General features: G+C 68.3%; 13 protein-coding genes. 2 read left to right on the top strand and 11 right to left on the bottom strand.

What is annotated here, in order from left to right; genetic code table 11:
• Positions 1-25: 25 nt before the first annotated feature.
• Positions 26-856, bottom strand: a complete 831-nt coding sequence (locus ACZ5QD_RS05490; protein ID WP_006894928.1) for a tRNA (adenine-N1)-methyltransferase — start codon at positions 854-856, stop codon at positions 26-28.
• Between the two features lie 104 nt (positions 857-960).
• Between ACZ5QD_RS05490 and ACZ5QD_RS05485 the strand changes: the two genes are divergently transcribed.
• On the top strand, positions 961-1,818 hold the full coding sequence (locus ACZ5QD_RS05485) for a thioesterase family protein (RefSeq protein ID WP_006894927.1): 858 nt from the start codon (positions 961-963) through the stop codon (positions 1,816-1,818).
• A 521-nt stretch (positions 1,819-2,339) separates the two neighbouring features.
• Here ACZ5QD_RS05485 and hisG read toward each other — a convergent pair.
• From hisG to metH, 5 genes are all read right to left on the bottom strand, one after another.
• Complete coding sequence (gene hisG / locus ACZ5QD_RS05480) at positions 2,340-3,188, bottom strand: ATP phosphoribosyltransferase (RefSeq protein WP_006894925.1); 849 nt, start codon at positions 3,186-3,188, stop codon at positions 2,340-2,342.
• Positions 3,189-3,246: 58 nt separating this feature from the next.
• Entirely contained in the window at positions 3,247-3,510 is a 264-nt protein-coding gene (locus tag ACZ5QD_RS05475) for a phosphoribosyl-ATP diphosphatase (RefSeq protein ID WP_006894924.1), read from the bottom strand.
• 79 nt (positions 3,511-3,589) lie between these two features.
• Entirely contained in the window at positions 3,590-4,225 is a 636-nt protein-coding gene (locus ACZ5QD_RS05470) for an HAD family hydrolase (protein ID WP_231650269.1), read from the bottom strand.
• A 149-nt stretch (positions 4,226-4,374) separates the two neighbouring features.
• Positions 4,375-4,992, bottom strand: coding sequence for a DUF1345 domain-containing protein (locus ACZ5QD_RS05465; protein ID WP_045539082.1), 618 nt, complete (start codon positions 4,990-4,992; stop codon positions 4,375-4,377).
• A gap of 108 nt (positions 4,993-5,100) precedes the next feature.
• Positions 5,101-8,682, bottom strand: a complete 3,582-nt coding sequence (gene metH / locus ACZ5QD_RS05460) for a methionine synthase (RefSeq protein WP_045539072.1) — start codon at positions 8,680-8,682, stop codon at positions 5,101-5,103.
• A 51-nt stretch (positions 8,683-8,733) separates the two neighbouring features.
• On the opposite strand from metH, the gene ACZ5QD_RS05455 reads away from it, so the two are divergent.
• On the top strand, positions 8,734-9,633 hold the full coding sequence (locus ACZ5QD_RS05455) for a PAC2 family protein (protein ID WP_045539073.1): 900 nt from the start codon (positions 8,734-8,736) through the stop codon (positions 9,631-9,633).
• A gap of 24 nt (positions 9,634-9,657) precedes the next feature.
• Here ACZ5QD_RS05455 and ACZ5QD_RS05450 read toward each other — a convergent pair whose 3' ends face one another.
• The 5 genes from ACZ5QD_RS05450 to ACZ5QD_RS05430 are packed head-to-tail and all read right to left on the bottom strand — an operon-like array spanning position 9,658 to position 13,569.
• Positions 9,658-9,966: a hypothetical protein gene (locus tag ACZ5QD_RS05450; RefSeq protein WP_006894919.1), complete on the bottom strand. Its 309-nt coding sequence runs from the start codon at positions 9,964-9,966 to the stop codon at positions 9,658-9,660.
• A 9-nt stretch (positions 9,967-9,975) separates the two neighbouring features.
• Complete coding sequence (gene mshC, locus ACZ5QD_RS05445; protein WP_278127331.1) at positions 9,976-11,226, bottom strand: cysteine--1-D-myo-inosityl 2-amino-2-deoxy-alpha-D-glucopyranoside ligase; 1,251 nt, start codon at positions 11,224-11,226, stop codon at positions 9,976-9,978.
• Between the two features lie 51 nt (positions 11,227-11,277).
• The gene (locus tag ACZ5QD_RS05440) at positions 11,278-12,096 is read right to left on the bottom strand and encodes an SCO1664 family protein (RefSeq protein ID WP_052692428.1); all 819 of its coding nucleotides are present in this window, start codon (positions 12,094-12,096) and stop codon (positions 11,278-11,280) included.
• Positions 12,093-12,857: a DUF3090 domain-containing protein gene (locus tag ACZ5QD_RS05435; protein WP_045539078.1), complete on the bottom strand. Its 765-nt coding sequence runs from the start codon at positions 12,855-12,857 to the stop codon at positions 12,093-12,095. The genes ACZ5QD_RS05440 and ACZ5QD_RS05435 overlap by 4 nt, the downstream gene beginning before the upstream one ends.
• A gap of 37 nt (positions 12,858-12,894) precedes the next feature.
• Positions 12,895-13,569, bottom strand: coding sequence for an MSMEG_4193 family putative phosphomutase (locus ACZ5QD_RS05430; protein ID WP_006894915.1), 675 nt, complete (start codon positions 13,567-13,569; stop codon positions 12,895-12,897).
• Positions 13,570-13,572 lie beyond the last annotated feature (3 nt).

Raw genomic sequence — 13,572 nt, 5'->3', positions numbered from 1 at the left:
CTTTGCCGGTGGTACGTACTCCACGCTACCCGCGTGTGGGACGCCGTTGTACCCGAAGCGTTTCCGTACCGTCGGCGAGTCGGCGCGCGGTGATCAGGAAGGCGGTGTGGCCCTGCATCCGGTGCTCGGGGCGGACCGCGAGACCCACCGCACTCCACTCGCGGACCAGCGACTCCCATGCGCGCGGCTCGGTCCAGCACTGCTGTTCGCGCAGGCCCTCCATCACCTTCGACAGCTGCGTCACCGTGGCCACGTACACGGTCAGCACGCCGCCGGGGCGGATCGTCTTCGACACCACGTCCAGGCACTCCCACGGCGCGAGCATGTCGAGGATGATGCGGTCGAACTGCTCGGCGGGGTCGTGATCGACGAGATCTCCGACGCGCAGGGTCCAGTTGTCGGGGCGCCCGCCCAGGAAGGTCTCGACGTTGCGGACGGCGTGCTCGGCGTGATCCTCTCGCACCTCGTACGACAGCACCGAGCCCTCGGTGCCGACGGCGCGCAGCAGCGACAGCGTCAGCGCTCCCGATCCCGCGCCGGCCTCCAGGACTCGGGCACCGGGGAAGATGTCGCCCTCGGCGACGATCTGCGCGGAGTCCTTCGGGTAGATCACCTGCGCCCCGCGGGGCATGGAGACCACGTAGTCGGTCAGCAGCGGTCGCAGCGCCAGGTACTGGGTGCCCGAGGTCGCCTCGACGACGCAGCCCTCGGGGCTGCCGATCAGATCGTCGTGCAGGATGCCGCCGCGATGCGTGTGGAACTGCTTGCTCTCCTCCAGGACGACGGTGAACTTGCGTCCCTTCGCGTCGGTGAGCTGTACGCGATCGCCTACGGCGAACGGGCCGGTTGTCGCCATCGTGCTGGTGTCCTTCAAGTCGGTCGGCAGGGCCGATTCGGGGCCTTCGCGAGGAGTGGAGAGGCCCGGGAATCGCTCAGACAACCTTGTCATAGAGTGCCGGTATGGACATGAGCGAGGTGCCCTACAGCTGCTACTACGAGCCCATCCCCGTCCCCGGCGGTGACGATCCGGGCTACGAGTACTTCCAGCCGACACCGGCCACGGCGAGCGTGTGGTCGCAGGACATGCAGCACGGCGGTCCGCCCGCCGGCCTGCTGATGCGCGCGATGATGCGAGCCGTGCCGGACGACGGTCAGGAGTTCAGCCGCATCACCACCGAGATCATCGGACCCGTGGGGCTGGGCGTGAACCGGATCCGCACCAGCATCCCGCGGCCGGGCCGACGCATCTCGATGGTTCAGGCCGACCTCGAGGCGCAGGGGCCCGACGGCACCTACCGGACGGTGGCCCGGTCGGTGGCGTGGCGTCTGCTCGGGTCCGACTCGACGGCCGTCGCCGACGCTCCCCTCGATCCGCTGCCCGCCTCGCCGGACGAGCTTCCGCAGACGGTCGGATTCCCGACACAGGACACGGACGCGGTCGCATGGGGAAAGGTCGGGTTCATCGGCACCACCGTCACCGCCCGTCAGCCCGGCCGCAACGGCAAGACGCCGGCGATCTGGATCCGGCCCGCGATCCCGCTGGTGGCCGGCGAGGAGATGTCGCACCTCGAGTCGGTGTTCACCGTGCTCGACGTCGCGAACGGCGTCGGGACGCGTCTGGACCCGACGCAGTGGTCGTGGATGAACATGGACACGACGGTCCATCTGATCACCCAGCCGACCTCACCGTGGCTCGGTGTGGACTCCGATCTCGCCGTCGGCGCGCGCGGCTACGGCGCCAGCTTCGCCGACCTCTACGACGTCTCAGGCTTCCTCGGCCGCTCGGCGCAGACCGATCTGATCGCCGAGCAGGGATAGCGGCTGGAGCTACTTCTTGGCCGGTTGGACACCTCACCGGCTGGTTGGGCGCCTAACAGGCTGGTTGAGCGCCTAACAGGCTGGTTGAGCGAGCGTAGCGAGTCGAAACCGCCGCGAGTGAAGCTGGGAACCGAGCGATCGAGCTCCCAGCCCGAGTGGCAGTTGGCTTCGACTCGCTGCGCTCGCTCAACCAGCCTGAGGAAAGCGCTTGCTCAACCGGCCCGGGTGGCAGTTGGCTTCGACTCGCTGCGCTCGCTCAACCAGCCTGAGGAAAGCGCTTGCTCAACCGGCCCGGGTGGCAGTTGGCTTCGACTCGCTACGCTCGCTCAACCAACCTGAGGAAAGCGCTCACTCAACCAGCCTGGGTGATAGTTGGCTTCGACTCGCTACGCTCGCTCAACCAACCTGGGGAAAGCGCTTGCTCAATCAGCCTGGGTGACAGTTGGCTTCGACTCGCTACGCTCGCTCAACCAGCCTGGGGAAAGCGCTCGCTCAACCAGCCTGAGGAAGGCGAGCGTGTCCTAGAAGCGGCAGGAGCGGATGTCCGAGGCGAGGATGGCGCGGACGCCCAGTTCCGACAGGTCGTCCATCAGCGGCTGATGCGTCTTACGCGGAACCATCGCGCGGACCGCGAGCCATTCCGGGTCGAGCATCGGCGACACGGTCGGCGATTCCAGGCCGGGCGTCATCGCGACCGCCTGATCGAGCAGTGCCTTGGGGCAGTCGTAGTCGATCATCACGTACTGCTGACCGAAGACCACGCCCTGTACGCGGGCGATGAACTGCTTCGCGGCCCGGGAGGCCTCCGCCGACTCCGGATTGCGGATCAGCACCGCCTCCGAATCACAGAGGGAGTCGCCGAACGCCGCCAGACCGTGCAGCCGCAGCGTGCGTCCGGTTCCCACGACGTCGGCGATCGCGTCGGCCACGCCGAGCTGAATCGAGATCTCCACGGCACCGTCGAGGCGGATGATCTCCGCGTCGATCCCCCGGGCGGCGAGGTCGCGGCGGACCAGGTTGGGATACGACGTCGCGATCCGCTTGCCCGCGAGGTCGGCGACGGTCCATTCCTGGTCGGCCGGAGCGGCGTAGCGGAACACCGAGGAACCGAAACCGAGCGCCACCTCCTCGATCACCTCGGCGCCGGAGTCGGCGGCCAGGTCGCGCCCGGTGATGCCGAGATCGAGGGTGCCCGCACCCACGTAGATCGCGACGTCCTTGGGACGCAGGAAGTAGAACTCGACGTCGTTGTTGACGTCGATGACGTTGAGGTCCTTGGGGTCCGAGCGCTTGCGGTACCCGGCTTCGGAGAGGATTCCGGCGGCGGCTTCGGACAGGGCGCCCTTGTTGGGGACGGCGACGCGCAACATTGCGGTGACTCCTAGAGGATGTGGTCGGCGGGAGGTGTCGGTGACCGGAGGCTGGCGGTCAGAGGTAGCGGTAGATGTCCGCGGGGGTGAGCCCGCGCTTGACCATCATCACCTGCAACCAGTACACGAGCTGGGAGATCTCCTCCGAGAGCGACTCGTCCGACTCATGCTCGGCGGCCAGCCAGACCTCGCCCGCCTCCTCGATGATCTTCTTCCCGAGCGTATGGACGCCCGCGTCCAGAGCGGCGACGGTACCGCTGCCCTCGGGGCGGGTCTGGGCCTTGTCAGCCAGCTCAGAGAAGAGTTCGTCGAAGGTTTTCACACCGACTATTTTTGCACGTCGAGTCGATCGGTCCCTGGCCGGGGCGCGGTGCCCTCCCGGGGCGCGCGACGGGGTCCGGTCAGCGTGCGGCGAAGACCGCTGCGAGATCGTCGAGGGTGAGACCCTCGAGCGTCTCGCGGTAGGTGTACGTCGGCTTGGGCGGCACCGGGATCGCCGACGGGATCACGATCGCGGGCACGCCGGCGGCGTGCGTCGCGGCGGCGCCGACCGGCGAGTCCTCGAAGGCCAGACACTCGGACGCGCAGAATCCGACCAGTTCGGCGGCCCGGCGATAGATGTGCGGCTCGGGCTTGCCCGCCTCCACCTCGTCGCCGCAGACGGTGGCGACGAACCGGTCGCGCCCCAGCGTCTCGAGCATCACATCGGTGACCTCGCGGACCGTGTTGGTGACCAGCACCATCGGGATCTCCGCACCCGCCACGAGGTCGAGCGCGGAGAGTGCGCCGGGCCGCCACCGCAGATCGGTGGCGAACAGTTCGAGGACCCGAGCGACCATCGCGTCCTCGTCGGCCTCGAAGTCGCGCCCGGACTCCGGCACCCGTGCCGCGTCGTACACCTTGGTCAGCGCGTCCACCGAACTGTTGCCCATGGTGGCGTTGCGCAGCTCCGGAGTCATCTCGGCGCCGATGCCGCGGGCGAACTCCTCCATCGCCCGGCCCCACAGCGGCTCGGTGTCGAGGAGCGTTCCATCCATGTCCCAGAGCACGGCGCGCGGAAGCACACGGTCGTCTGTCACTGCCTCTTGCCTTTCGACGTCGGTTCCCGATCGGCCGGCGACGGGCCACGGCCATCGGGCACCAGCGTAGGCCAGCGGTCGTCGGCGCGGGCGGATCGCCGCACCCCTCAACTGACCAGGTTCATCACCAGGTTGATGGTCGTGGCGATGATGACCGTTCCGTAGACGTAGCTGAGCAGGCAGTGCTTGAGCACCTCGCGCCGGATGACAGTGGGTCCGACGGCGGTGTCCGAGACCTGATAGGTCATGCCGAGGTTGAAGGCGAAGTAGAAGAAGTCCGCGTAGCAGGGCGGATCGCTCGTGTTGAAGTCGATCCCGCCCGGCTCGCCGGCGTAGTAGATCCGGGCGTACCGCGACGCGAACAGCGTGTGCAGCATCCCCCACGCCGCGAGCACCGCCACCACCGCCAGCATCGCGTACCAACTGCCGTTGCGGTCCCGGGCGGCCAGCAGCAGCACACCGATCGCGGACAGACTCACCGCGAGCGTTGCGATCAGCGCCGCATCGCCGAGTTCGTCGCGGACGTCGGCGGCCTCCGCGTGGGCGCGGGTGGTCGGCGCGTCCATCGGCCACAGCATCGCCACCGACCACACCAGATACACCGCCGACGTGACCGTCACCATCAGCATCGGCGCGAGCTGCCACAGCCCGGTCGCCGGCCAGACCACCGCGGCGATCACCAGTCCCGCCGCGAGTCCGACGATGAAGCGCGTCATCCCGCGCACATCCCGTTTGGCCATGCTGTGACGTTATCGGAGCGCCGAGCCGGTCGCGGACCGCACGCCCGGGGCGGCCCCGCCGTCAGCGGGGACTCCGCTGGCGCGGCCCTCGGACTACGTGTTGAAGTACTTGGCCTCCGGGTGGTGCAGCACGAAGGCGTCGGTGGACTGCTCCGGATGCAGCTGCAGTTCCTCCGACAGCTCGACGCCGATGCGGCCCGGTTCCAGCAGATCGATCATCTTGGCGCGGTCTTCGAGGTTCGGGCAGGCACCGTAGCCGAAGCTGTAGCGCGCACCGCGGTACTCCAGGTCGAAGAAGCCCTGCGGGCGGTCGGGGTCCTCGTCGGCCATCACCCCGTCGGCGAAGGTCAGCTCGCTGCGCACCCGCTGATGCCAGTACTCGGCGAGCGCCTCGGTGAGCTGCACGCCGATGCCGTGCACCTCCAGATAGTCGCGGTATGCGTTCTCGGCGAACAGCTTGTTCGCGAAGTCGGCGATCGGGGTGCCCATCGTGACCAACTGGAAGGGCAGGACGTCGACCTTCCCGTCGGCGAGCGCCTGCTCCCTGGAACGGATGAAATCGGCGATGCACAGGAAGCGGGGGCGCTGCTGCCTCGGGAACTCGAAGCTGTGCCGGACGGGCGCGGAGGGGTCGGGCGACTCCAGCACGTGCACCGTGTCGCCCTCGCTGACGGCCGGGAAGAAGCCGTAGACGACGGCGGCGTGCTGCAGAATCCCCTCGGTCGCCAGACGGTCGATCCACTCGCGCAGCCGCGGCCGCCCCTCGGTCTCGACGAGTTCCTCGTAGTCGGGTCCCTCTTCGCCGCGGGTGCCGCGCAGTCCCCACTGTCCGAGGAACAGCGCGCGTTCGTCGAGCATCGCCAGGTAATCGGCGACCGGAATGCCCTTGACGATCCGCGTCCCCCAGAACGGCGGTGTCGGCACCTCGTTGTCGGCGGCCACATCCGACCGCGCCGGGACCTCGACCGGCGGTTCGGCGGCCTTGCGCTTCTCCGCGATCCGCTTGGACCGTTCGCGACGGGCCTTGCGCTCAGCGACCTTGGCCGCGGCGGCCTTGGCCTCCTCGCTGTCGGGATCGGGACCCTCTCCGCGTTTGATGGCCATGATCTCGTCCATCAGCGACAGCCCCTCGAAGGCGTCGCGCGCGTACCGGACATCACCCTCGTAGACGTCGGCGAGATCGCCCTCGACGTACGTGCGGGTCAGTGCCGCCCCGCCCAGCAGCACCGGGTAGTCGGCCTTGCCCTGGGAGTTCATCTCCTCCAGGTTCTCCTTCATCACCACCGTCGACTTGACCAGCAGTCCGGACATGCCGATGACGTCGGCCCGATTCTCCTCGGCCGCCGACAGGATGGTCGCGATGGGCTGCTTGATGCCGATGTTGACGACGTCGTACCCGTTGTTGCTCAAGATGATGTCGACGAGGTTCTTGCCGATGTCGTGGACGTCGCCCTTGACGGTGGCGAGCACGATCTTGCCCTTGCCGTCCTCGTCGGTCGCCTCCATGAACTGCTCGAGATGCGCCACCGACGACTTCATCACCTCGGCGGACTGGAGCACGAAGGGCAGCTGCATCTGGCCCGACCCGAACAGTTCGCCGACGGTCTTCATGCCCGACAGCAGAGTGTCGTTGATGATCGACAGCGGCGGAACGGTCTGTCGCGCTTCGTCGAGATCCTCGATCAGGCCGTTCTTGTCGCCGTCGACGATCCGCCGCTCCAACCGCTCGAACAGCGGCAGCGCCGCGAGTTCGGCGGCCCGCGACTCGCGCGCCGACGCCGCCGACACGCCCTCGAACAGCTCCATCAGCTTCTGCAGCGGATCGTAATCGTCGGTGCGGTTGTTGTAGACGAGGTCGAGGGCCGTCTGTCGCTGCTCGTCCGGGATCCGCGCCATCGGCAGGATCTTCGACGCGTGCACGATCGCCGTGTCCAATCCCGCCTTCACGCACTCGTGCAGGAACACCGAGTTCAGCACTTGACGCGCGGCGGGGTTGAGACCGAACGAGATGTTCGAGATGCCGAGCGTGAAGTGGACCTGCGGATGGGCCTCCTTGATGCGCCGGATGGCTTCGATGGTCTCGATGCCGTCGCGGCGCACCTCCTCCTGACCGGTCGAGATCGGGAAGGTGAGCGCATCGATGATGATGTCCTCCTCTTCGAGACCCCAGTTCTGGGTGAGGTCGGTGATCAGCCGCTCGGCGATGGCCACCTTGTGATCCGCGGTGCGTGCCTGCCCCTGCTCGTCGATCGTCAGCGCGACCACGGCGGCGCCGTGCTCCACGACGTGCGACATGATTCGGGTGAACCGTGAGTCGGGCCCGTCGCCGTCCTCGTAGTTCACCGAGTTGACCGCGCAACGGCCGCCGAGGTGCTCGAGGCCGGCGCGGATCACGTCGGGTTCGGTGGAGTCGATCATGATCGGGAGCGTCGACGCGGTCGCGAACCGGGAGGCGAGCTCGGTCATGTCGGCCGCCCCGTCGCGGCCGACGTAGTCGACGTTGAGGTCGAGCATGTGGGCGCCGTCGCGGGTCTGGTCCTTGGCGATCTCGAGACACTTCTCGTAGTCGCCGCTGATCATCGCCTCGCGGAAGGCCTTCGAGCCGTTCGAGTTGGTCCGTTCGGCGATCACCAGGAAGCTCGCGTCCTGGTGGAACGGCACCGCGGTGTACAGCGATGAGGTCTCCGACTCGTGCTGCGGGTGGCGGGGGGCCGGGGTGACGTCCTTGACCGCCTCGGCCACCTGGCGGATGTGCTCGGGAGTGCTGCCGCAGCACCCACCGACGAACTGCAGACCGTAGTCGGCGACGAATCCCGACAGCGCGGACGCCATGTCCTCCGGGGTCAGCGGATACTCGGCGCCGTTCTTGCCGAGAACGGGCAGGCCGGCGTTCGGCATCACCGAGACCGGGATCCGCGCGTGCTTGGACAGGTACCGCAGATGTTCGCTCATCTCGGTCGGACCGGTGGCGCAGTTGAGTCCGACGACGTCGACGCCGAGCGGCTCGATCGCCGCCAGCGCCGCACCGATCTCCGAGCCGATCAGCATGGTGCCGGTGGTCTCGACGGTCACGTGGGTGATGATCGGCAGGTGGCGGCCGAACTGCTCCATCGCGCGGCGTGCCGCGACGACGGCGGCCTTGAGCTGCAGCAGATCCTGGCTGGTCTCGACGAGGATGGCGTCGGCACCGCCCTCCAACATGCCGAGCACGCATTCGACGTACGCGTCGCGGATGGCGCCGAAGGTGGTGTGCCCGAGGCTGGGAAGCTTGGTGCCCGGACCGATCGAGCCGAGCACGAACCGGTCGGTCCCGTCGGCCGACGGCCCGAACTCGTCGGCCACCCCGCGGGCGATCGACACCCCTTTGTAAGCGAGTTCCCGGATCCGGTCGGCGATGTCGTAGTCGCCCAGGTTCGACAGGTTGCAGCCGAAGGTGTTGGTCTCGACGGCGTCGGCGCCCGCCTCGAAGTAGGCGCGGTGGATGCCTGCCAGCACATCGGGACGAGTGTCGTTGAGGATCTCGTTGCAGCCCTCGAGCTGCCGGAAATCGTCGAGCGTCAGATCGGCGGCCTGGAGCATCGTTCCCATCGCCCCGTCACCGATCAGCACCCGACGCGACATCGCCTGGAGGAAAGTCGAGTCGTAGTTATCATGTGCGGTGGAGTGCGATGCCATACCTAGCAGGTTAGTTCGCGGCGAATCGACGGCCGTCGTAGGCTCGGTGGAATGAACTCCACACCGGACGGAAACGCAGCTGAGCAGGACGATTCGGCCGACCGCGCGGGACTGCCCATTTTACGCACGCCGATTTTAATTGCGGCGTTCTCCGGGTGGAACGACGGCGCCGACGCCGCCACCGCGGCGGTCGAACACCTGGCGCTGGAGTGGGACGCCACCTCCATCTGGGAGATCGAACCCGACGACTTCTACGACTACCAGTCCACACGTCCCACGATTCGGCAGCGCGGCGGCGTCACCCGGCACATCGAGTGGCCGGTGACGAGCATGTCGGTGTGCGTCCTGTCCGCGCACGACCGCGACGTGGTCCTCGTCCTCGGTCCCGAGCCGAACTACCGCTGGCGGTCGTTCTGCGCCCGCATCGTCGAACTCGCCGAGGCACTGGAGGTCGAGATGACCGTGATGCTCGGTGCCCTGCTGGCCGACACCCCGCACACTCGTCCGGTGCCGGTCTCGGGGACCGCCGAGACCAGCGACGCCGCCAAGCGGCTGGGTCTGGAGCTCAGCCGATACGAGGGACCCACCGGAATCACCGGCGTACTGTCGGACGCCTTCGTCCAAGCGGGCATCCCGTCGGTCTCCCTGTGGGCGGCCGTCCCGCACTACGTGGCGCACACCACCAACCCCAAGGCCACACTCGCGCTCCTGACGAACGTCGCGTCGGTGACCGGTCTCCCGATCCCGCTGGGCACGCTGCCGCACCGGGCCGAGGAATGGGAGCAGTCGATCAGCGAGATGACCTCGGACGACGAGGACATGGCCGCGTACGTCCATGAACTCGAGCAGGCCTCCGACGAGGATCTGGACGACACCATGCTCCGGATCGACGGTGAACAGCTGGCGGCGGAGTTCGAGAAGTACCTTCGTCGGCGGGACGACGAGGACTGACCGGCTCCCCCACGGCGAGAGTGATCAGCCGATGCGCTCGATCTCGACGACGGGCGTCGTCACCCGCCAGGTGCGCACCTCCGGGTCGTCGGCGGCGCGCACCCAGAACTGGGCGGGCTCCCCGACGCGGCAGATCTTGACGTCCAGCAGCGGGATGTCCTCCGAATCGCGCCGGAGTTCACTGACCTCCCACCGGTGATCGTCGGTGCGCCCGACGCCGGGTGCGCGCAGGAGGGTCATCTCCCCGAAATCGATGACGTAGGTGGAGGTACGCGTGACGACCGTCCACACACCCTCGGGACCGTCGATCGGGATCTGCTGAGCACGAGCCACGAGCGAACCTTAGCCGACCGGTGCGATGTCGACACCCAGCAGCGCATCGACGGCGTCGGCGACCAGCCGCGGCGCCGTGGTCGACGCACCGATTCCCAGGATCGCGTCGGCCGCCCACGCGTCCACGGCGGCCAGCGCCTTCGGGGTGTCGAGATCGTCGGCCAGATGCTGACGCAGTCGTGCGACGGTGTCGGCGGCGTCGGGCGCGGTCGCGAGCTTGGCCGCCCGGCGCCACGTCGCCAGTCGGCGCTCACCGTCGGCGAGGATGTCGTCGGTCCACATGCGGTCGGCACGGTAGTGCTGCGAGATCAGACCGAGTCGGACGGCTCCCGGATCGACGCCCGCCGCCCGCAGCTTCGACACGAGCACGAGGTTCCCCAGGCTCTTGGACATCTTCTCGCCGTCGAGTCCGATCATCCCGGTGTGGACGTAGTGACGGGCGAAGCGACGCTCACCGGTGAGCGCTTCGGCGTGGGCCGCCGAGAACTCGTGATGCGGGAAGATCAGATCGCTGCCGCCGCCCTGGATGTCGAAACCCATGCCCAGCCGTCGCAGCGCGATGGCCGAACACTCGATATGCCAGCCGGGACGGCCCGGGCCCATCGGCGACTCCCACGACGGCTCGCCGTCGCGCGCGGCGCGCCACAGCAGCGCATCGAGCCGATTGCGCTTGCCCGGACGGTCGGGGTCGCCGCCGCGCTCGGCGAAGAACGTCGCCATCGTCTGCGCGTCGTATCCGGACTCGTACCCGAACTGCGGTGTCGCGTCGACGCTGAAATAGACGTCCGGGAACTCCTCGTCGTCCACCACGTAGGCCGCGCCCCGCGCCAGCAGCTCGCCGACGGCGTCGACCACCTCGCCGATCGACTCCACGGCGCCGACGTAGTCGCGCGGCGCCAGGACTCGCAGCGCCTCCATGTCGGCGCGGAACAGATCGATCTCACGCGAGCCGAGGTCGCGCCAGTCCACACCGTCGCGTTCGGCGCGCTCGAACAGCGGGTCGTCGACGTCGGTGATGTTCTGCACGTAGTGCACGTCGTGCCCGCCGTCCCGGAGAATCCGGTTGATCAGGTCGAAGGTCACGTAGGTGGCGGCGTGGCCGAGATGAGTGGCGTCGTACGGGGTGATGCCGCAGACGTACATCGTCGCGACCTCACCCGGGCTGACCGGCTTCACCTGGGCGTCGGAGGTGTCGTAGAGACGCAGCGGGACAGCGGGCCCCGGCACGGACGGAATCTTGGGCGACGGCCACGAATGCATGCCGTCAACTGTATGTGCCCGCGGCCGGTGCCCGGCAGTCCGGGTACCCGGTCAGAAGGGCGGCCACGGGATCGCGCGGCTGTGGGGCGGCAGCGGCATCACGCCCACATCGGCGAGCGACTTCGCACGCCGCAGCAGCGCGGCGATCTCCTCCGGGGTGATCAGCGTCGACAGACGCACATGCAGCACGCTGTCCACGTCCTCGAGCACGCCGCTCAGACGCGCCAGGTCGGCACGCTCGCCGGGCGGCACCGGGGTGCCCGCCCATCCCCACAGGATGGTCCGAAGCTTGTTCTCGCTGTGCAGGCAGATCCCGTGATCGATGCCGTACAGCCGGCCGTCGCCGTCGGTCAGGATGTGCCCGCCCTTGCGATCGGCGTTGTTGAGGACGGCGTCGAGCACCGCGAGGCGGCGCAGCCTGTCCTCCACCGAATGAACGAGGATCACTTCATCGCCTCGGTGGTCGTAGGCGTTGAGGACCCCGCGATACCCCTCCGGCACCTCGCCGGCGGGCACCAGATCCACCGGGTCGAGACGGCCGTCGTCCGACGGCGGCTGCTCGATCCACCGCTGGACCATGCCCGCACCCAGATCGATGTCGGTCGGACCGTCCTCGCGCAGCACGGTCTCGGGTATCAGATCCCATCCGAGTGCGTCGCTGATGAGATAGGACGCCACTTCGCGGCCGGCGAGGGTCCCGTCCGGGAAGTCCCACAGCGGTTCCTCACCGCGTACGGGCTTGTACACGCAGCGCATGGCCGTCCGTCCGTCCGACACGGCGCAGGCCACCGTGAGGTTGCTGGCCGAGGCGATGCGGCCCAAAACGGTGAGCTCGCCGGTGGCCAGCAGCTCCAGGCAGTCGGCGTTCACCGGTGCGTGTCGTCCCCGCCCCAGTCGCCGTCGTCCGCGCCGTCACCACGCTCGTCGGTGCCGTCGTCGTCGCTGTCGTCATCAGTGTCGTCGTCCAGTACGGCGTCCTCGTCCTCGACGGTGAACGACGAGTCGAATCCGGGCACCAGCCGACTCAGACTCGCGAGCACCTCCGGGTCGACGAACTCGAGTGACCGGCTGAACTCGGCGTCGCGTTTGTAGCCGTTGCTGCGTGCGCAGATGTGCCCCGACGGATCCAGCGGCTGGTTGCACAGGGGACACAGCGGGCGGCCGGCCGCGATCACGCGCATAGAGCGGGCACTGAACTCGCGCGCCTCGTCGGCGGTCAGGAAGACGCGGACGGTGTCCGGTCCCTCCTCGGTGTCGTCGAGGATCACCGACTCGTCCAACGGCTGTTCGGTGACCGCGAGCAGTTCGATCACCACCGCGGCCGCATCGGCGTCCCAGCCCAGACCCATCGAACCGACCCGGAACTCGGAATCGATCGGGCTCTCGAGCGGCGAGACGTCGCCGACGTCCTCGGCCTCCGGTGGAATCGGCGTGCCGAAGCGCCGGCGCACCTCGTCGAGCAGATAGCTGAGGCGGTCGGCCAGGATCAGCACCTGCTGCTTCTCCAGTTCGACGCTCATCAACCGAGAGTCCTGCGACACCTGAATGTAGAAGGTGCGATCCCCCGGCTGACCGACGGTGCCCGCGACGAAACGCCGCGGACTCCGGAATTCGTGGATCGTACGAGCCATGACTCAACGGTACCCGGACGGCGAGCCGTGCTCCCGACTATGCCCCGGTGGACCCGCCCACCGTGGCGCCGGCGGCCATCGGCGGCCGCGGGAGCTCGAGCACCCCGTTGTTGTTGACGGTCTGCACGTAGGGCCGGGCAGCCGAGTAATGGATCACGCTGATCGAACCCGGATCCACCACGATCCGCTGGAACTGGTCCAGATGCATGCCGAGTGCATCGGCGAGCACCGCTTTGATCACGTCGCCGTGCGAGCAGGCCACCCACACGCCCTTCCCGTCGGGACCGCCGTGTACCCGGTCGAGTTCCCGGATCGCCCTGGTCGCGCGGCGCGACACGTCGAGCAGGCCCTCGCCGCCCGGGAACACCACCGCCGACGGCTGCTGCTGCACCACCTTCCACAGCGGCTCGCCGAGCAGTTCGGAGATCTTGCGATTGCTCCAGTCGCCGTAATCGACCTCTTCCAGATTCGGGTCGGTCAGGTGCGGCAGCTCCGGGCGCGCCGCCACGAGCGGTGCGACCGTCTCCGCGCATCGCTGCAACGGCGAGCGGACGACGGCGGTGAGGTCGCCGAGGACGCTGCCGAGCCTGACCGGGAGTTCACCGGCCTGCGTGCGTCCGTGACCGTCGAGCCCCACACCCGGCGTCCGACCCGCGAGAAGTCCCGACGTGTTGGCCGTGGAGCGTCCGTGCCGGACCAGGATCACCGTCATGTC

The sequence above is a fragment of the Gordonia sp. J1A genome, assembly GCF_055393515.1.
The sequence above is the reverse complement of the archived record's forward strand: the minus strand, read 5'-3'. Positions and strand labels throughout refer to the sequence as shown.

Coding starts and splice junctions, on each gene's coding strand:
- ACZ5QD_RS05435 (WP_045539078.1), bottom strand. CDS start 12,857: ATGGCTCGTACGATCCACGAATTCCGGAGTCCGCGGCGTTTCGTCGCG.
- ACZ5QD_RS05485 (WP_006894927.1), top strand. CDS start 961: ATGGACATGAGCGAGGTGCCCTACAGCTGCTACTACGAGCCCATCCCC.
- mshC (WP_278127331.1), bottom strand. CDS start 11,226: ATGCATTCGTGGCCGTCGCCCAAGATTCCGTCCGTGCCGGGGCCCGCT.
- ACZ5QD_RS05455 (WP_045539073.1), top strand. CDS start 8,734: ATGAACTCCACACCGGACGGAAACGCAGCTGAGCAGGACGATTCGGCC.
- ACZ5QD_RS05490 (WP_006894928.1), bottom strand. CDS start 856: ATGGCGACAACCGGCCCGTTCGCCGTAGGCGATCGCGTACAGCTCACC.
- ACZ5QD_RS05430 (WP_006894915.1), bottom strand. CDS start 13,569: ATGACGGTGATCCTGGTCCGGCACGGACGCTCCACGGCCAACACGTCG.
- hisG (WP_006894925.1), bottom strand. CDS start 3,188: ATGTTGCGCGTCGCCGTCCCCAACAAGGGCGCCCTGTCCGAAGCCGCC.
- metH (WP_045539072.1), bottom strand. CDS start 8,682: ATGGCATCGCACTCCACCGCACATGATAACTACGACTCGACTTTCCTC.
- ACZ5QD_RS05470 (WP_231650269.1), bottom strand. CDS start 4,225: ATGGATGGAACGCTCCTCGACACCGAGCCGCTGTGGGGCCGGGCGATG.